Origin of the sequence: Curtobacterium sp. VKM Ac-2884 (assembly GCF_015350945.1) — a bacterium.
GTDB lineage: Bacteria > Actinomycetota > Actinomycetes > Actinomycetales > Microbacteriaceae > Curtobacterium.
On record NZ_JADKSA010000001.1, the window covers coordinates 587497 to 604247 of the forward strand.

General features: G+C 69.6%; 17 protein-coding genes and 1 tRNA gene. 11 read left to right on the forward strand and 7 right to left on the reverse strand.

Translation table 11 applies throughout. The features are described from left to right. The first annotated feature begins 10 nt into the window (after positions 1-10). The 8 genes from ITJ60_RS02905 to ITJ60_RS02940 are packed head-to-tail and all read left to right on the forward strand — an operon-like array spanning position 11 to position 7540. A complete protein-coding gene (locus ITJ60_RS02905; RefSeq protein ID WP_194646839.1) occupies positions 11-985 on the forward strand; it encodes a hypothetical protein in 975 nt (324 codons plus the stop codon). After that, positions 985-2445, forward strand: coding sequence for a hypothetical protein (locus ITJ60_RS02910; RefSeq protein WP_194646840.1), 1461 nt, complete (start codon positions 985-987; stop codon positions 2443-2445). The genes ITJ60_RS02905 and ITJ60_RS02910 overlap by 1 nt, the downstream gene beginning before the upstream one ends. 4 nt (positions 2446-2449) lie before the next feature. Next, positions 2450-4981, forward strand: a complete 2532-nt coding sequence (locus tag ITJ60_RS02915; RefSeq protein WP_194646841.1) for a hypothetical protein — start codon at positions 2450-2452, stop codon at positions 4979-4981. A 7-nt stretch (positions 4982-4988) separates the two neighbouring features. Further along, on the forward strand, positions 4989-5225 hold the full coding sequence (locus ITJ60_RS02920; protein WP_194646842.1) for a hypothetical protein: 237 nt from the start codon (positions 4989-4991) through the stop codon (positions 5223-5225). 59 nt (positions 5226-5284) lie between these two features. Then, the gene (locus ITJ60_RS02925) at positions 5285-6064 is read left to right on the forward strand and encodes a hypothetical protein (protein ID WP_194646843.1); all 780 of its coding nucleotides are present in this window, start codon (positions 5285-5287) and stop codon (positions 6062-6064) included. A gap of 10 nt (positions 6065-6074) precedes the next feature. Further along, on the forward strand, positions 6075-6449 hold the full coding sequence (locus tag ITJ60_RS02930) for a hypothetical protein (protein ID WP_194646844.1): 375 nt from the start codon (positions 6075-6077) through the stop codon (positions 6447-6449). Between the two features lie 27 nt (positions 6450-6476). After that, on the forward strand, positions 6477-6812 hold the full coding sequence (locus ITJ60_RS02935) for a hypothetical protein (RefSeq protein WP_194646845.1): 336 nt from the start codon (positions 6477-6479) through the stop codon (positions 6810-6812). Beyond that, positions 6809-7540: a hypothetical protein gene (locus ITJ60_RS02940; protein ID WP_194646846.1), complete on the forward strand. Its 732-nt coding sequence runs from the start codon at positions 6809-6811 to the stop codon at positions 7538-7540. The genes ITJ60_RS02935 and ITJ60_RS02940 overlap by 4 nt, the downstream gene beginning before the upstream one ends. Positions 7541-7564: 24 nt before the next feature. On the opposite strand, the gene ITJ60_RS02945 is transcribed toward ITJ60_RS02940, so the two are convergent. The 7 genes from ITJ60_RS02945 to ITJ60_RS02975 all read right to left on the reverse strand — a co-directional run bounded on the left by ITJ60_RS02945 (position 7565) and on the right by ITJ60_RS02975 (position 11894). Further along, positions 7565-8056 carry a hypothetical protein gene (locus ITJ60_RS02945; RefSeq protein WP_194646847.1) on the reverse strand — a complete coding sequence of 164 codons (492 nt, stop codon included), beginning with the start codon at positions 8054-8056 and terminating at the stop codon, positions 7565-7567. Between the two features lie 6 nt (positions 8057-8062). Then, the gene (locus ITJ60_RS02950) at positions 8063-8680 is read right to left on the reverse strand and encodes a hypothetical protein (RefSeq protein WP_194646848.1); all 618 of its coding nucleotides are present in this window, start codon (positions 8678-8680) and stop codon (positions 8063-8065) included. Between the two features lie 38 nt (positions 8681-8718). Continuing rightward, on the reverse strand, positions 8719-8979 hold the full coding sequence (locus tag ITJ60_RS02955; RefSeq protein WP_194646849.1) for a hypothetical protein: 261 nt from the start codon (positions 8977-8979) through the stop codon (positions 8719-8721). Further along, positions 8979-9272, reverse strand: coding sequence for a hypothetical protein (locus ITJ60_RS02960; protein WP_194646850.1), 294 nt, complete (start codon positions 9270-9272; stop codon positions 8979-8981). The genes ITJ60_RS02955 and ITJ60_RS02960 overlap by 1 nt, the downstream gene beginning before the upstream one ends. Positions 9273-9475: 203 nt before the next feature. Further along, positions 9476-9548, reverse strand: a tRNA-Arg gene (locus ITJ60_RS02965). Positions 9549-9658: 110 nt separating this feature from the next. After that, a complete protein-coding gene (locus ITJ60_RS02970) occupies positions 9659-10444 on the reverse strand; it encodes a dienelactone hydrolase family protein (protein ID WP_194646851.1) in 786 nt (261 codons plus the stop codon). Between the two features lie 28 nt (positions 10445-10472). Beyond that, on the reverse strand, positions 10473-11894 hold the full coding sequence (locus tag ITJ60_RS02975) for a glucose-6-phosphate dehydrogenase (protein ID WP_194646852.1): 1422 nt from the start codon (positions 11892-11894) through the stop codon (positions 10473-10475). Positions 11895-11970: 76 nt separating this feature from the next. Between ITJ60_RS02975 and ITJ60_RS02980 the strand changes: the two genes are divergently transcribed. The 3 genes from ITJ60_RS02980 (at position 11971) to ITJ60_RS02990 (ending at position 16525) form a co-directional block, all read left to right on the forward strand. Beyond that, complete coding sequence (locus ITJ60_RS02980; RefSeq protein WP_194646853.1) at positions 11971-13128, forward strand: Gfo/Idh/MocA family protein; 1158 nt, start codon at positions 11971-11973, stop codon at positions 13126-13128. Further along, positions 13125-14048, forward strand: a complete 924-nt coding sequence (locus ITJ60_RS02985) for a sugar phosphate isomerase/epimerase family protein (RefSeq protein ID WP_194646854.1) — start codon at positions 13125-13127, stop codon at positions 14046-14048. The genes ITJ60_RS02980 and ITJ60_RS02985 overlap by 4 nt, the downstream gene beginning before the upstream one ends. A gap of 134 nt (positions 14049-14182) precedes the next feature. After that, on the forward strand, positions 14183-16525 hold the full coding sequence (locus ITJ60_RS02990; RefSeq protein ID WP_194646855.1) for a bifunctional metallophosphatase/5'-nucleotidase: 2343 nt from the start codon (positions 14183-14185) through the stop codon (positions 16523-16525). The last annotated feature ends 226 nt before the right edge of the window (positions 16526-16751 follow it).

Below are 16751 nucleotides of genomic sequence, written 5' to 3' on the forward strand. Positions count from 1 at the left end.
GACATCACCCATGACGTGGGACAACCCCTGGTTCGTCGGTCAGCCGGCGAAGCACTCCGCGCAGATCGCTCGCACCTTCGCGTTCGTCGCAACGGGCGGCGCCGCCGGCATCGCCCAGCCCAGCGACTGCAAGGTGGTCGCGACCGCGGTCCCCAGTGACACGCTCCTGGTGTCGGCGGGCGGACTGCTCATCCCTTCGCGAGGCGCGGACAGCTACGAGCAGTCCTACATCTCGTCGAACCGCGAACCGGACCCCGTGAAGCCAGCAGCGACCGGATCGACCGGAGGCCGCCGCGACCTGATCGTGGGCCGCGTGGAGGACATCAACGCCGCGGGCGGGGCACAGTGGAAGAACAACGGCGCGGACCCCGCCACGGGCCCGTTCATGTTCTCCCGCATCATCGAGAACGTGCCGGCGGGCACGAAGACGCTGCAGGAGGTCCCGGGCCACGAGAGCGACGTCGGCGAGGCGCTCGCGCTGATCACGATCCCGGCGAACACCGCCACGTTCACGAACGCCATGATCACCGATCTGCGTCGTCTGGCGCGTCCGCGGGAAACGACGGTCGAGCTGTTCGACCCGGGCACAGCGAAGGCGACCCTGTCGGCGACCGCCGGCACCGTGTTCCCGCCCTTCACGCCGGACGTGCCGGTGCCGGACTGGGCGACCCACGTCCGGATCACCCTCACGATCGCGCAGCTCGCAGCGCTGGGGAACTCGACTGGTGGCGGCAACGTACAAGGACGCGACACGTCCGGCGCGACGATCGTCGACGGCGACTCCGTGTCGTTCAACTTCGACGCAGTCGTGACCAGCACCCGAGGCGTCTACATCGCGTCGACGTACGGCGACGTGCGCGCGCTGCGCGGCAAGACGCTCCGCCCGACCTCGCTCATGCGGAAGAACGCAGGCCAGGCGAACCTGCAGTACGACGACGGCTCGCAGATGACCTACCGGGTCACCTTCTACGAGAAGCCCGTGTGATGCGCGGCAGGTGGATTCTCAAGCGCGCGCTCACCGGCGCGACGTTGCACACGGACGCTCCGATCACGGTGAAGGACGCGCCGGTCCGTTCCCTATCCGGGGCCGGCTCGCTGCAGTTCTCCGTGTCGGGCGCGTTCGCCGAGCGCAAGTCGGACGTCGACGGGCTCCCGCTCGTGCAGGAGTGGAACACGCGGATCTACAAGCTCGGCGACGACGACCGCGTCCTCTGGGGTGGCATCGTCATCGCCACCCCCGAGGACAGCCCAAGCACGTGGACGGTCGAGGCCGCGACGGACTCGACGGTCCTCTTCGGCACTCCGTACCTCGGGCCCGCGCGGTACCTCGCGAAGGTCGACCCGGCGGACATCGTCCGGACCCTGGTCAACCACGTGCAGTCGCAGCCCGACGGCGACCTCGGCATCAAGGTGCAGGGGTCAACCACGGTCCGGGTCGGCACGTTCTCGACTCAGAACGCCGTGGACGCCACGAACGCGTACAACGCCTCGGTGAAGGCGTACAACACCGAGGTCGCCGAGCGGAAGCGTCTCGCGGCGATCGTGTCGGCCTCGCGGAAGGCGTACAGCGCGCTCGTCGACGAGTCGCAGTCCGACAATGCTGAGCTCTCCGCGGCGAAGAAGGCGAAGCCGAAGGACCAGGCGCGCATCAACCGCGCGCAGGCAGCGGTGAACGACGTGACGGCGCGGAAGAAGGCGAAGAACGACACGATCACGACGCAGCAGGCCGCGGTCACCCGGCAGGCGAAGGTCGTCGCGACGGCGAAGGCGGCGAAGGACCGGGCGTACAAGCTCAAGGTCGCGGCGACCAAGGCGAAGAAGGACGACGGGGGCGCGTTCGAGCTGCTGTGGTGGGAGGCGCCGGACTGCGGTCAAACGGTGCAGACTCTCGCCGATGACGCCCCGTTCGACTACCTCGACGAGTGGACGAAGAGCGGCGACGACATCACATCGACGATCCACATCTACTACCCACGGGTCGGCCGCCTCCGCGCGGACATCGCGTTCCAGCAGGGCGTGAACGTCGTCGACGTCATCAAGTCGACCGTCCCGGGCGACGACTACGCCTCGGACGTGGTCGGGATCGGCGCGGGCGAGGGCGCGAAGTCGATCCGGCGCACGACGGCCCGCCGCAACGGGCGAATCCGGCGGGTAGCGGTCGTGACCGACAAGGACGTGAAGTCGAACGTCGCGATGGACCGGCGCATCAACCGGGAGCTCGCGTCCCGGCAGAACGTCCTCGAGGTGCAGCAGCTGCGCGTCCGCGGTACTCGCGGGGTGCCGTTCGGCTCATGGCAGATCGGTGACGACGTGCCGGTGCAGGTGACGCTGAAGGGGCACGGCCCCATCGACGTCCTCCACCGCATCGTCGAGGAACAACCGGAATCGGACAACATCGCGGTCCTGACGCTGAAGCGCTCGGACTCGTTTATCTACGGAGGGTGACACCGTGCAGTCGAACGAGGATCTCGGCGCGAAGGTCGCGCAGCTTGAGGCGCTCGCCATGCGCCTCGCGGCCGCGGACCAGCTGAGCTCCTCGTCCGTCGGCGACAACGACACCGACCTCGCCGAGGCAGTCGACGCTGCCACCGACGCTGCGGACGCGCTCCCCCAGCTGCAGGACGACCTCGACGAGCACGGCGAAGCAGTCTCTGACCTCGCCACGCAGATCGACGCTCAGATGGCGGATCTCGACGCGCAGCTCGAGCTGGCGGCTACCAACCTCGACGTCGCGCGCGAAGAGATCGAGGAAGCGCAGGCCGCCATCAACGTGGCGTTCGGGACCCGTGTCGACGGGATCTCAGACGATGTCGAGACGGCAATCGTCGCTGCTGGGTCTGCCAAGACCGAAGCGGAGGCTGCCACCGACGCGGCCCGCGATGCTGCCGGGCTCGCAGCGTCGAAGGGCGAGACGATCTACCAGGTGTCGGCTCCCACCGGGTCGCGGGCGTCCACGGCGAACCTGTGGATCGACATCACCCCGGACGCGAACGGTGTCCCGAAGAACACCCCGAACCGGTACGTCGAGTACAGCAAGATCATCGACCCGGCAGGCGTCGCTCAGATCGCCACCCGCGACACCATCAGCCAGGAACGCATCGTCGATGGGATGACGCTGACCGGCCTCACCGCTGGGCTCCGCCTCGCGGTGAACGTTGGTCTGTACGTGTCCATGGCCCTCAACGGCCTGCAGAAGCAGACCATCGCCCGCATCCGCGATGGCGGCGTCGACGGTCCGATCCTCGGCTCGTACGTCTTCACCGACCACGGCGACAGCACTACCGGCGACGCCGAGCGCTGGGACTTCGGCGGGTACGTCACTCCGACGACCTCAACGCTTGTCGTCACGATCCAGGTCGATCTCTCTGCCACGGTCAACAACCCGGATGTGTACGCCTCTCGCCGCCTCATCGCGGGCAGCGGCACCGGATGGGTGCCGATCACCGACCAGAAGGCGCTCGACGCCGCCACGGCTGCCGCAACGGCGTCTGCGGCCGCTCAGGCGGCCAAGGACGTCGCCACCCAGGCCAACGCCGCCGCCAGCGTCGCGCAGCAGACCGCAACGGACGCGAACACCGCCGCCCTCACCGCCGCCGGCATCGCGAACGCCAAGGGCAAGGTCATCCGGCAGCAATCCAAGCCCACGGGCGCGAACGCTGCAGTCGGGAACCTCTGGATCCGTTCGAGCGACAACACCCCGTGGGTGTTCGACGCGACGGCGTCGGACTGGGTTCAGGTCACCGACCAGGTAGCCATCGACGCCGCCGCCAACGCGGCGAAAGCACAGCAGGACGCCACGGCCGCGTCGAACGCCGCGAAGGCGGCGCAGGCGACCGCGGACAGCAAGCCGCTGATCCTTTACTCGTCGACGGCGGGCCCGTCCGGGACAGCACCCAACGGCACCATCTGGTTCCTCTGGGACTCGGCGAAGAATGTCGCTGGGCAGTGGCTGCAGTCGGGGACGCTCGCGGCCCCGGTGTGGACGCCGCAGCAGATCCGGTCCGAGGTCATCGCGAACCTCGACGTCGCGAAGCTCACCGCGGGCAGCGCGGCGATCGCCGAGCTCGTCGCGCAGAAGATCGCGGCCGCGACGGGGAACTTCCAGACCGTCAACGTGTCGAACCTGTTCGTCACGTCCGGCGCGACGATGTCGCAGGCCGTCATCGACTACCTGTTCGCCAACGTCGTGCAGGCGAAGAAGATCACCGCCGGCATGATCGACGTCGACTCGCTCAACGGCATCACCCTCACCGGGGCGCTGATCAAGACGGCCGCCTCTGGGGCACGCATCGAGATGCTGCAGCGGCGAATCGATGTCTACGATTCCACCGGTACGCGGGCGGGAGCGATCTCCGCGGCAGTCGTGAACGACTCGCTGAGTCTGTTCATCGGGGCGCTCGACGCGTCAGGGACACCGATCGCCGCGTCTGGCATCGCGTTCAACGGCGGTTCGCTCCGGGCACCTTCAACGATTTCGTCGACGAACCAGTACACGAAACTGTCGCGGCTTGGTGATGTGGACTGCAACGGCTACTACGGGTTCGGGGGGCTGAACGCGACCCGACAGGGTTCAGGGTTTGTGACGGCCGAGAGGTTTCGGCTGAATCTTGCGCCGGAGGCAGGCGGGAACAATTACCAGACCGTGGTGTCGAAGGAAGCCGAGGGCGTCGTTGTCACGGCCGACGTCGTCAACGCCGGACAGCTGCGCGATTCGAGCACCGGACAGTCTCCTCTTCCGCTGACCGGGACCTCGACCTATCCCGGGACACTCGCCGCGAACAGCTCGGACACGCTGACGGTCGCGTTCCCCTCGGGACGGTTCACGAAGCCCCCACTGGTCAACGCGAACGGATCCAACTCACGCGTCACCATCGGCATCAACTCGGTCACGAAGGACGCCGTCACGTTCGCCCTGGGCAACTGGACGTCGGGCGCGTCCGGCGCTCCCATCATCTACTACACCGCAACCCCGAGACCGTAGGAGAACCATGACCGACCCCACTGTGCCCGACGCCCCGGCGGACAGCGCTGGCATCGAACCGCAGCTGCCGACGTACCCGGACTCCGCCATCGGGACGCTCATGTGGCAGCGCGACCAGGCGAAAGCGTCCGCGGACAGCAACCGCCTGTTGTCGGCGCAGATCCTCGAAAGCGCCGCCGAGTCCGACGCGAAAGCGGTGCAGCTCCAAGCCGCGATCGACTCCCTCGGCGGCGACACCGCCTGACCTCGCACCATCCCATCTGGCCGTCCTTCGGGGCGGCCTTCGTCGTTCAAGGAGGGCGCATGGTCGCCAAGTTCAGCGTCGGCCCGTCGTCGTACGGGGATCTCCGACGCGTTCGCCAGTTCGTCGCGTCCGCACGGATGGCCCTGCAGGTGCTGTCCGTCATGGTCGACTTCAACAACTGGCAGAAGGCGCGCGGTGCCACCGGGAAGCTGTCCGTCAACGAGGGCATGCGTTCCCGGGCCCGGCAGTCCTGGTTCTGGGCCAATCGCTTCGTCCTCGGCATCGCCGTCGCACCTCCGTTCACCTCGCGCCATGACGAGGTCAACCACGGCAACGCGGTCGACTTCGGCATCACCATGCCCGACGGATCGAACCGGGCACTCACCACCGCCGAGTTCGCGATGCTCCACGCAATCGTCGAGTCCCGAGGTGGGACGTGGACGGGCGCGAACTTCGGAGAGCCGTGGCATCACGAGATGGCGACCCGCGCGGAACGGCTCGCCCCGTACCCGAACGCGGCGGACCTGTACCACGGCGTCGCCGCGAAGCCGTCGAAATCCACCATCAAGAAGCCGACGGTCCCGGCCGTCATCACGTCCCCGGGAGGGATGCTCATGCTGTTCAAGGCGAAGTACTACTACCTGGTCGGCGAGTTCACCGTCCAGAAGTTCACCGCCAAGGCCGATGCCGTGCCCTACTCGCAGGCGACGAAGCGTGCCACGAAGGTCACCTCCGACCGGATGAACCGGATCATCCGCCAGACCGCCGAGCGCCGCCAGTCCACCTTCGGGTCGATCGACGCCGACCTGCAGAAGCTCATCGACGACCGCAACCTCTGAGGAGACGACCATGACGGACAACAGCAAGCACGAAGCCGTACCCGCGTCCGGGCTCAGCCGGTTCATCGCGAACCTCGGCGCTCGAGCGAAGAAGGCGTGGTCGGCGGGTGTCGCTGGCGCGGCGCTCGGGATCGGTGGGATCTCGGTGACGGGGTTCTGGGCTGACGGGAAGATCGACACCGCGAAGGTCGGTGCCGCCGCTGGCGCTGTGGCGACCGGCTTCGTCGTCGGGTTCCTCGCTGCCTTCCTGCCGAAGAACGCCATCAACCCGGCGACACCGGAGCTGCAGCCCGCGCAGTTCACGCCGTCGACCGTCGACTACCGCACGGAGCAGGAGGCGCAGCGCACTGACCCCGACGAGCCGAAACACCTCGCATCGTCCTGACCGTCCTGACCCATGGAAGGGGAATCTGTGCCTGAGCCACAGGGGCCCGAGCCCACTGGTTGGGAACTCATGCGCGGCCTCGACTCCCTTCGGGAGGAGATCCGCGCGATCGGCGGGAAGGTCGTCACGCAGGACACCTACCAGGCAGACCGGCGTGCTCTAGACGCCCGGATGAAGGACATGCGCGACGAGATCGATGGCTTCCACACGAAGTCCGCCGAACGAGACAAAGCAGAGGCTTCACAGCGGGCTGAGTCCGATCGGATGCGGAAGACGGCGACGCTCTCGATCGCGCTGGCGGTCGCCGGGCCGATCATCACGGCCATCGTCGGGATCCTGCTCGCACGAGGAGGTGCACCATGACCCGTTCACGACTCGCGATGCGGTTCGTCCGTAGCCTCTTCACCGCGGCCTGGCAGTCGGTCGTCACATGGGTCGTCGTCATCACCGCGATCACCGCGATCGTGGCCCTAGTCGCATCCCAGTTCGCCACGATCGACGCGCTCCGAACTCGGAACTTCCAGCTTGGGGCAGCGAGCACGGAAGCGTCGAAGCGGTACGACCGGCTGTTCGACGAGTACTCGCAGCTGTACGACGAGTCCGAGCGGCAGGGCGTGAAGCCGTCCACGACGAAGCCAGACGATGTCCCGTCCACGGCGACGTCGGGCGCAACCGGAGCGACTGGCGCGTCCGGTGCCGCCGGCGCTGACGGCGAGGACGGCGTCGACGGTCGAGACGGCCGGGACGGCGCTGATGGCACCGACGGTTCCGACGGATCCGACGGCGCTGCTGGCGCAACCGGGTCTGCCGGTGAGATGGGCGTCTCAGGCCAGACCGGTGCCGCCGGCAGTGACGGCGCGACTGGTGCTCAGGGCCCGCCGGGCGCTACCGGAGCGACGGGCGCGGCTGGCAAGGACGGCGCTGACGGCAAGAACGGATCCGACGGCCGCGGCGTCGCCTCGGTGACGTGCGTGCTGACGGACGCTGGCACGGCGTTCCGGTTCACGTTCACCGACGCGACGACGAGCGACGTGTCCGGCGCGTGCACACCGCCGCTGGCGGGCGAGCCGACTGATGCGCCTACGGGCTGAACGAACTGACCCCCTCGGGGCTCCTCACGGAGTTCCGAGGGGGTCTTTCGTCGTTTGGTCAAACCACCGGTAGGCGCGCACCAGCGGCGCGACCAGCTGCAAACCCTCGAGGGAGGCCCGATACACGGCGTCCTGACGCGGGCTCTCAGCAGTGACGTGCCGTCTCCCTTTCCAGCTCGCGAGCACGTCCTCAAGCGGCCGGTACGCGAGGTGCGAGAACTCGACGGGGAACCTGATCGGGAAAACGACCCCGGGTGCTTTCTGCACGGCCACCACGGCGCCATGCGTCACTGCGTTGCGGAGGAGCCTGATGCCCGGCAAGACCTCTCCGTCGGGGTTCGCGTCTCGCCGGGCGTCGTAGGTCGGGTCGGTGACGCGCAGCTGCTCGTCGAGGGCGCAGGCCCAGAACGCGGCTGTACCGACGGCTGCACTGCCGATTGTGAGGTCGGAGCTGCTGTTCATCGTCTCGATGGCGGCTCCGAGCGCGTGCATCGCGATGCTGACGTTGGTGGCCATGACCAATCAGCAGTTGGTCGAGGCGAACGGACCGGACGCTGTGTTCGTCTTCACGACCTCACCCTCCTGTGTCACCGTGCACGTCAGGGTGCCGGCCGCGTACGGGTTGGTGAAGGTGTAGTCGGTCGTGCCGCCGTACGGCACCTCCTTCTCCCAGTGCTGCGGCGCATCCGTCACCTGGCTGATCGAGGAGCCGTCGAGGCTGGTGATTGTGCCGCCCGAGCCGGAGAAGTCCGCCGAGATGACCACCTTCGGGTCGCGGACCTTCACGGTAACGGTGGCGCCGTCCTCGACCACGGTCCCCGCCGCCGGCTTCTGCGACACGAAGATGGACTCGGACCCGAAGTCGTCCGAGAGGAAGTGGTAGGTGACGTCGGTGCCGGTGGCGTCGAGCACGACCGGCTTGAGGCCGAGCTCGTCCATCTTCGTCACCTCGCTCGTGAGGCCGGTAGACGCGTCGGGCACGACCACCATCACAGGCGCCGGGGTGGCGGTCGGCGTCGGGGTCGCGGTGCGGCCATCCGAGCTGCTGGCGGTCGTCGCGTCGGTCCCGGGGTCCGACGAGCAGCCAGCGACTGCCAGGACGAGCGCAAGGCCGGCAGCAACAGCGACGATGTTCCTCATGGTGAGAATCACTCTACGGCCGGGGCGCCACTGAACGCCTACCCCTGTTCACGGGAGCGGATCGCATCGCGCCAGACCCACGCGCACTCCGCAGCCTGCGAGAACCCCCACTCGACGAGCACCGCACGCTCCGTGTACGCGATGACGTGCGCCTCGACCTCAAGGGTCCGGTCGGGGAACTGCACCCACGCGAGCACGGGGTCGGGCGGGACGACGTCGTAGTCCGGGCCGCCGCGCGCCACCTCGGGGAGCGAGAGCGCCGGCCCGAGCGCCCACCGGTCGCGGCGCCGACGCGCCATCAGTCCCGCCGCGGCGCGAGCTTGCGCCGGGTCACCGACGACCGCAGCACCCACGCACGCTGCAGCCGTCCCTGCCACGAGATCTCCACGAACACGGCGACGTCGGACTGGGCGACCGCGAACGCCTTCACCTTCTCGAGCACGCCGATCTGCTCGAACCGCAGACGGTCGATCCACACCGGCTCCGGCGCATCGAGCTGCTCCGGCGAACCGATCGCGTCGAGCGGCAGCGACTCGGCCGCGTAGATGGGGACGTCCTGGTGCTCGGGGGCAGCCCACTTGTGCTCGGCCATGCCGGGATCGTACGGGCGACCGCCGACGTGCTCCCCTCGTCGATGGAAGTGCTTCACTTCGGCGGAATCAAGCGCTCCGCTTAACGGGTTCGGCTGTGGCGAGGCGGAAACGCAGAACGCCCCGAGCCGGAGCTCGGGGCGTCTGCTGTTCGGTGTTTCTACTGCGGGGATGCACCGGGGGATGCACTTCGCGGCTACTCCTGTGCGCTCGAAGGGACTCGAACCCCCAACCTTCTGATCCGTAGTCAGATGCTCTATCCATTGAGCTACGAGCGCGTGGCCTTGCGGCCGTGGAAGACTCTACAACAGCTCCGGCCCGGGCGCCAATCGAGGCCGCCCGACCGCTCCACCCGGCGTGTCGCGAGGCGACAGCCGAGCCCCCGACGTCACAGCGCCGCGGCCTCCTCGCCGAACACCTCGGCCAGGAACACCCGCAGTGCCTGCCACGATCGGCGGTCGGCGCGCTCCTGGTACTGGGCGCCGTGGTCGGGCGCGTCGGTCCCCGGTACGGCGAACGCGTGCATGGCCCCGGCGTAGGTGACGACCTGCCAGTCGACGCCGGGCTCGGTGCGCATCTCGTCCTGCCAGGCGTGCACGGCGTCGTCGGGCACGACCGGGTCCGATCCCCCGGTCAGCACGAGCAGCTTCGCCCGGATCGCCGAGACGTCGGCGGGGTCGTGCGTGATGAGCCCGCCGTGGAACGACACCGCACCGACGAGGTCCGCGCCGGTGCGCGCGAGCTCGATCGCGGTGGAGCCGCCGAAGCAGTACCCGATGACGACGATGCGGGCCGGGTCGACGTCGGGGTCCTGCCGCAGCCGCTCGAGTCCGGCGGTGGCACGTGCCCGGAGCAGCGGCAGGTCCTGGTAGTACGACCCGGCGACCTGGCCGGCGGTGTCGTCACCGGGCCGGACGCCGGCGCCGTAGATGTCCGCGCCGAACGCCACGTAGCCCAGGCGGGCGAGCATCGTCACGCGCGCTTCGACGTGCTCGTTCACGCCGTGCCAGTCGTGCACGACCAGGACGGCCGGGCGGGGACCGGCGACGGCCGCGTCCTTGGCGAGCACGCCGAGCAGGTCGGTGCCGTCGTGGTCGTAGTGGACGGGCTCGACACGGATGTCGGCGCCGGCGGGTTCGGGAACGGTCTGCAGGACGTCGTCGATGGTGGTCACGTCGTCCGACGCTACGCCGCCGTCCGGCTCAGGCGTCGATGTTGTCCCAGTCCTCAGGACCGCTCGACCCGGCCGGGTACTCGTCGAGCGGCGTCGTGCCGGCCTTCCACGCCTCGAGGAACGGTCCGACGACCTTCCAGCCCTGCACGGCGCTGTCGCCACGGACCGACAGGGTCGCGTCGCCCTCGAGCACCCCGGCCAGGACCTCGCCGTAGGCGCTGAGTCGTCCGGGGTTGAACGTCGTCTCGAGACTCGTGCGGTCGATCGTGTACGGGTCGCCGGGGCCGTTGACGTTGAGCTCGAGCTGCATCTCGTCCGGGGCGATCCAGATCCGGAGCCGGTCCGGGTGGGCGGCGCCGGACAGGCCGACGGGCACCTGCGGGGAGTCCTTGAACGTGATGACGATCTCGCGGCGCTGCTTCGCGAGCGCCTTGCCGGAACGCAGCGTGAAGGGGACTCCGGCCCACCGCCAGTTCGCGATCTCCAGGGTCAGCTGGGCCAGGGTCTCGGTGCCGAGCGACGGGTCGACCCCGTCCTCGTCGGCGTACGACGGCAGCGTGCGGTCGCCGACCGTGCCCGCGGTGTACCGGGCGCGCTTGCCGGCGGCGACGACGTCCCCGCCCCACGGCCGCACGGCACGCAGCACGAGTTCCTTCTGGGTCCGCAGGTCGTCGGCATCGATCGACGCAGGCGCCTCCATGGCCACGACGGCCATGACCTGGAGCAGGTGGCTCTGGATCATGTCGGTGAGGGCGCCGGCCTTGTCGTAGTAGCGGGCGCGTCCTTCGAGCCCGAGGGTCTCGTCGTACACGATGTCGACGCGTTCGACGTGCTGCGAGGACAGCAGGGGCTCGATGATGCGGTTCGCGAAGCGCAGGCCGATCAGGTTGAGCACCGTCGAGCGGCCGAGGAAGTGGTCGACCCGGTGGATGCGCTCCTCGGGGATGAACGAGTGCAGCAGGTCGTTCAGGTGCTCGGCGCTGGCGGCGTCGGTGCCGAACGGCTTCTCGAGCGCCAGGCGGGTGCGCTTCGGCAGGTCGAGGTGGGCGAGCTGTTCGCAGCTCTTCTCGGTCACGGCCGGCGGCAGCGCGAAGTAGATCGCGGGGTCGTGGTCGCAGGCTCCGAGCAGCGCGCGCAGGTCGTCGGCGCTCGTGACGTCGGCCTTGCGGTACGAGGACGCGTCGATCACGGCCTGCAGCCGCTCCGACAGCGACGAGTCGCCCTCCGCCCCTTCGTCGCCCTCGTTCTTCGACGCCTGCGCGTTCTCGAAGGACTCGCGCACCTGCACCTTCCAGTCGGCGTCGGACAGGTCCTCGACACCCGCCCCGATGAGCTGGACGTCCCAGTCGTCCTTGACCTCGAGCAGGGTCGCGAGACCCGGCAGGAGCAGGCGCTTGGACAGGTCGCCGCTGGCTCCGAGGATGAGCAGGCTGGTCTGGAGGCTCGACATGCCTCCGACCGTACTCATCGGCCCCGGTGGACGGCCGGGCCGCTACGGTGGTGACAGTTCGGCGCGAGGGAGCACCATGAGCAGTGGGTACGAAGGACGACGCCTCCGCGTCGTCGTGATCGGCACCGGCATGATCGCGGGCGTCCATGCCCGCGCTGCCCGGGCCGCCGGTGCCGAGGTGCTCGGGGTGCTCGGCCGGAACGCATCGCGCTCCGAGCAGGTCGCGGCGCAACTCGACCTGCCTCGTGGGTACGCCTCGCTCGACGACGTCATCGCCGACGCCCCCGACGTCGTGCACATCTGCACGCCGAACGACCAGCACCACCCGCAGGCGATGGCGGTCATCGCCGCGGGCATCCACGTGGTGTGCGAGAAGCCGCTCGCGATCGACCCGGCGCAGGCCGCCGAACTCGTCGCCGCGGCGGCGGACGCCGGCGTCGTCGCCACCGTGCCGTTCGTGTACCGCTACCACCCGATGATCCGCGAGATCCGCGCGCGCATCGCCGACGGCGACCTCGGTCGACTGCTCGCCGTGCACGGCCACTACCTGCAGGACTGGATGCTCGACGAGGACGCCTCGAGCTGGCGGGTCGACCCGACCTCGAGCGGGTTGTCCCGCGCGTTCGCCGACATCGGCTCGCACTGGTGCGACCTGGTCGAGTTCGTCACCGGCGAGCGCTTCACCTCGGTGTCCGCGGCGACCGACATCGTCTACCCGACCCGGCCCGCGGCCTCGGGGCCGTCGTTCTCCGGCTCCCCGGACCCCGACCCGGTCGCCGACGCCGCGGAACGGGCCGAGGTCACCACCGAGGACACCGCGGTCGCGACGTTCCGCACCGGCACCGGGCGCATCGGCAACGTGGTGATCTCGCAGGTGGCGTCCGGCCGGAAGAACCGCCTGTGGTTCGAGGTCGACGGCACCCGGGGCAGCGCCGCCTTCGACCAGGAGCAGCCCGAGTCCGCGTGGTTCGGCAACGAGCGCGGCGCGCAGATCGTCGTGCGCGACCCGTCGCAGGGGTACCCGGACCAGCGGCGTCTGGCGATCGTGCCGTCCGGGCACCCGCAGGGCTACCTCGACGCCTTCGCCGCGTTCGTCGCCGACACGCACACCGCGGTCCGCACCGGTGTGGCCCCCGACGGCCTGCCGACCTTCGCGGACGGCGCACGTTCCGCCGACATCATCGACGCCGTGATCACCAGCGCGGCCGAGAACACGTGGCGGGAGATCCGGTGAAGCTCGGCATGCTGACGGCCTGCCTGCCCGGCTGGACCCTCGACCGCATCGCGGACTTCGCCGCCGAGCAGGGGTACGAGCGGCTCGAGGTCGGCGTGTGGCCCGGCACCGGTGGCCGCGACTTCGAGGCGGCGCACCTGCCCGTGGCGACGTTCACCGACGAGGACGCCGCGGCGACCCGTGCCCTGCTCGACCGCACCGGCCTCGAGATCTCCGCGCTCGCGTACTACGAGAACAACCTGCACCAGGACCTCGCCCGCCGCGCCGAGATCAAGACGCACCTGTTCCACGCGATCGACGGGGCGCAGCGCCTCGGCGTGCCGTACGTCGGCACGTTCATCGGCCGCGACAACAGCAAGTCGGTGCGGGAGAACATGGCCGAAGGGAACCGGGTCCTCCCCGAGCTCGTCGACTACGCCGGCGAGCGCGGCGTGCGGTTGATCATCGAGAACTGCGTGATGGAGGGCTGGCACCCGGACGGCTACCCCGGCAACCTGGCGTACTCCCCCGAGCTCTGGGGTTGGGTCACCGGCCTCGGCTTCGGCCTGAACTGGGACCCGTCGCACCTGACCTGGATCGGCATCGACCCGGTCGAGACGATCCTGCCGTTCGCCGAGCACATCGTGCACGCCCAGGCGAAGGACCTCGAGCTGTTCCCCCGGAAGCGCGACGAGTACGGCTTCTTCGGAAAGGTCCACAAGGGCGACGACCCGTGGGACATGGGTTGGTGGCGCTTCCGGGTGCCGGGGCGTGGCGTCGTGGACTGGCCGCACGTCGTCGACCGCCTGTACGAGGCCGGCTTCGACGGCACCCTGTCGGTCGAACACGAGGACCCGCTCTGGGGCGGCACCGACGAGAAGGTCCTCGAAGGGCTGCGCATCGCCCACCGCACGCTCCGCCCCCTCATCGCCGCGGAGTGACGGCGCAGCACGCACAGCACGCAGCACGCAGCACGCAGCACGCAGCACGACGGGTGTTGCGCATGTGAACGTCGTGTGACGACTTCGACCCGGCACTGGCGGGTCGGCTGTGCGTCCTCATAGGTTCTCCGACGATGAACCTCCACTCCTCTCCGCGCCGCCGACGGCGCACCATCAGCGGCGCGGCCTTCGCCACCGCGGGTGTGCTCGTCGCACTGTCCGTCCCTTCCACCGCCGTCGCCGCCGAGGGCGACACGACGATCGACATCATCGACGTCAACGACTTCCACGGCCGCATCGAGTCCGAGGGCACCGCCGTCGACAAGGCCGCCGGTGCCGCCAAGCTCGCCGGCGTCGTGCAGTCGTACCGCGAGGCCAACCCGAACACGATCTTCGCCAGTGTCGGCGACAACGTCGGTGCCTCGACGTTCACCTCGCTGATCCAGCAGGACGCACCGACGATCGATGCGCTCAACGCCATGGACCTCGACGTCAGCGCGATCGGCAACCACGAGCTCGACAAGGGCCAGGACGACCTGACCGGGCGCATCGAGGACCGGGCCGACTGGCCCTACGTCTCGGCGAACATCGTCAAGCAGGGCACGACCGACCCCGCGTTCACCCCGTACTCCATCGTGGAGAAGGGCGGCGTGAAGGTCGGCTTCATCGGCGCGACCACCGAGGACCTCATCCCCGGGCTCGTCAGCCCGGGTGGCGTGCAGGGGCTCGCGATGGCCCCGATCGTCAGCCAGGTCAACAAGTACGCCGACCAGCTCACCGACGGCGACGACGCCAACGACGAGGCCGACGTGCTCGTGCTCCTCGTGCACGAGGGCGCCACCACGAACGCCCTCGCCGACGCGACCGGGTCCGGTGCGTTCGGCACGATCACCTCGGGCGTCTCGTCGAAGGTGTCCGCGATCGTCTCGGCACACACCCACGCGACCTACAACCACCGGATCGCCGGCCCGGACGGCACGACCCGCCCGGTGATCCAGACCGGTTCGTACGGCGTGAACTACGGGCACCTGCAGCTCACCGTCGACGCCGACAAGCAGCTCACCGGCATCACGTCCGAAGTGAAGTCCGTCAACGGTGAGACCCGCGTACCGGCCGACGCCACGTCCGTCAACGCGGTCACCGGCATCGTGACGGCCGCGAAGGCCGTCGCCGACGTCGAGGGCAGCAAGAAGCTCGGCGAGATCACCGGCGACCTGCGTCGTGCGGTGCAGTCGGACCGGAAGACGGAGAACCGCGGCGGCGAGTCCGCGCTCGGCAATTACATCGCCGAGGTGCAGCGCTCCGCGACCGAGCGCAACGGCTCGCAGGTCGCCTTCATGAACCCCGGCGGGCTCCGCACGGACATGGTGTACGCGTCGAGCGGCGCCGGCGACCCCGACGGCACAGTGACCTACAAGGAGGCCGCGCTCGTCCAGCCGTTCGCGAACACCCTGGTCACCGAGGACATGACCGGCCAGCAGATCAAGAACGCCCTCGAGCAGCAGTGGCAGCCCGACGGCCTGGAGCGTCCGTTCCTCAAGCTCGGCGTCTCGGACGGCTTCGCGTACACCTACGACCCCGCGAAGGGTCGCGGCGAGCGCATCACCGGCATGACCCTGAACGGCGAGCCGATCGCGCTCGGCGACACCCTCAAGGTGACGGTCAACTCGTTCCTGTCGACCGGCGGCGACAACTTCGCCGCCTTCGCGACCGGCACGAACATCGCCGACTCGGGCCAGGTCGACCTGCAGGCGCAGGTGGACTACTTCCTCGCCAACCCGACGGTCACGCCGCCGACCGACCAGCGCGCCGTCGGCACCACGGTGACGCCGACCCCCGAGGGCGGGTTCCAGCCCGGTGACGAGATCAGCATCGCGCTGTCGTCGCTCGTGTTCAGCAGCGACGACCCCGCTGCGGCCGGCACCGTGTCGGTCGGTGCCGGTGACGTCGAGCTCGCCACCGCCGAGATCGACCCGACGATCGTCGACAAGACCGACGAGCAGGGTCGCGCGACGCTGACCTTCGCCGTGCCGACCATCGAGTCGTCGGCCGACGCAGCGACGGTCCATGCGGCTGCCCGTGCCGCGGCCACGACGGACGCACCGCTCGTGGTCACCCTGCCGGGTGGCCAGACGATCACGCTCGCCGTGACCATCCCGCTCGCCGCAGCCGTCGACCCGACGGACCCGACCGAGCCCACGGACCCGACCGAGCCCACGGACCCGACCGACCCCACGGACCCGACCGACCCGGGCGCGGGCAACGGCAACGCTCCGGGCGCCGGCACCGGAACCGGAACCGACCTGGCGGGGGACCCCGCCGACTCCACGAACGCCGGCGGCGACCTCGCCTACACGGGCGCGGACCTGACGGCGCCGGGGATCGCAGCGGGCCTGCTCCTGCTGGCGGGAATCACCGCACTCGTCGCCGTGCGCCGGAAGCGCGCACGGACCGACGCGAGCGTCCAGACGGACTGACACCGCGCCTCCCGTCCGACACGAACGGGCCGTCTCACCACCGTGAGACGGCCCGTTCCGTCGCGCCGGGAGGCACGGATCGCGTCCGGCGCGCACCGCGCGCCGATCCGCTGCCGCGCTCCCTGTCCCATAGCAGCGCTGGCACGGCGGATCCGGGGATCGGCGGGGTACTGTCGGGCTTGTCGCATCGCGACGCGTCGCGCCGGGTCGCCTCTCAGGTCGGCGG

Bases quoted from the DNA above. Each gene is read 5' to 3' on its own strand.
- ITJ60_RS02910 (WP_194646840.1), top strand. From the start codon at position 985: ATGCGCGGCAGGTGGATTCTCAAGCGCGCGCTCACCGGCGCGACGTTG.
- ITJ60_RS02905 (WP_194646839.1), top strand. From the start codon at position 11: ATGACGTGGGACAACCCCTGGTTCGTCGGTCAGCCGGCGAAGCACTCC.
- ITJ60_RS02925 (WP_194646843.1), top strand. From the start codon at position 5,285: ATGGTCGCCAAGTTCAGCGTCGGCCCGTCGTCGTACGGGGATCTCCGA.
- ITJ60_RS02945 (WP_194646847.1), bottom strand. From the start codon at position 8,056: ATGGCCACCAACGTCAGCATCGCGATGCACGCGCTCGGAGCCGCCATC.
- ITJ60_RS02980 (WP_194646853.1), top strand. From the start codon at position 11,971: ATGAGCAGTGGGTACGAAGGACGACGCCTCCGCGTCGTCGTGATCGGC.
- ITJ60_RS02930 (WP_194646844.1), top strand. From the start codon at position 6,075: ATGACGGACAACAGCAAGCACGAAGCCGTACCCGCGTCCGGGCTCAGC.
- ITJ60_RS02990 (WP_194646855.1), top strand. From the start codon at position 14,183: ATGAACCTCCACTCCTCTCCGCGCCGCCGACGGCGCACCATCAGCGGC.
- ITJ60_RS02940 (WP_194646846.1), top strand. From the start codon at position 6,809: ATGACCCGTTCACGACTCGCGATGCGGTTCGTCCGTAGCCTCTTCACC.
- ITJ60_RS02975 (WP_194646852.1), bottom strand. From the start codon at position 11,894: ATGTCGAGCCTCCAGACCAGCCTGCTCATCCTCGGAGCCAGCGGCGAC.
- ITJ60_RS02950 (WP_194646848.1), bottom strand. From the start codon at position 8,680: ATGAGGAACATCGTCGCTGTTGCTGCCGGCCTTGCGCTCGTCCTGGCA.
- ITJ60_RS02960 (WP_194646850.1), bottom strand. From the start codon at position 9,272: ATGGCCGAGCACAAGTGGGCTGCCCCCGAGCACCAGGACGTCCCCATC.
- ITJ60_RS02955 (WP_194646849.1), bottom strand. From the start codon at position 8,979: ATGGCGCGTCGGCGCCGCGACCGGTGGGCGCTCGGGCCGGCGCTCTCG.
- ITJ60_RS02920 (WP_194646842.1), top strand. From the start codon at position 4,989: ATGACCGACCCCACTGTGCCCGACGCCCCGGCGGACAGCGCTGGCATC.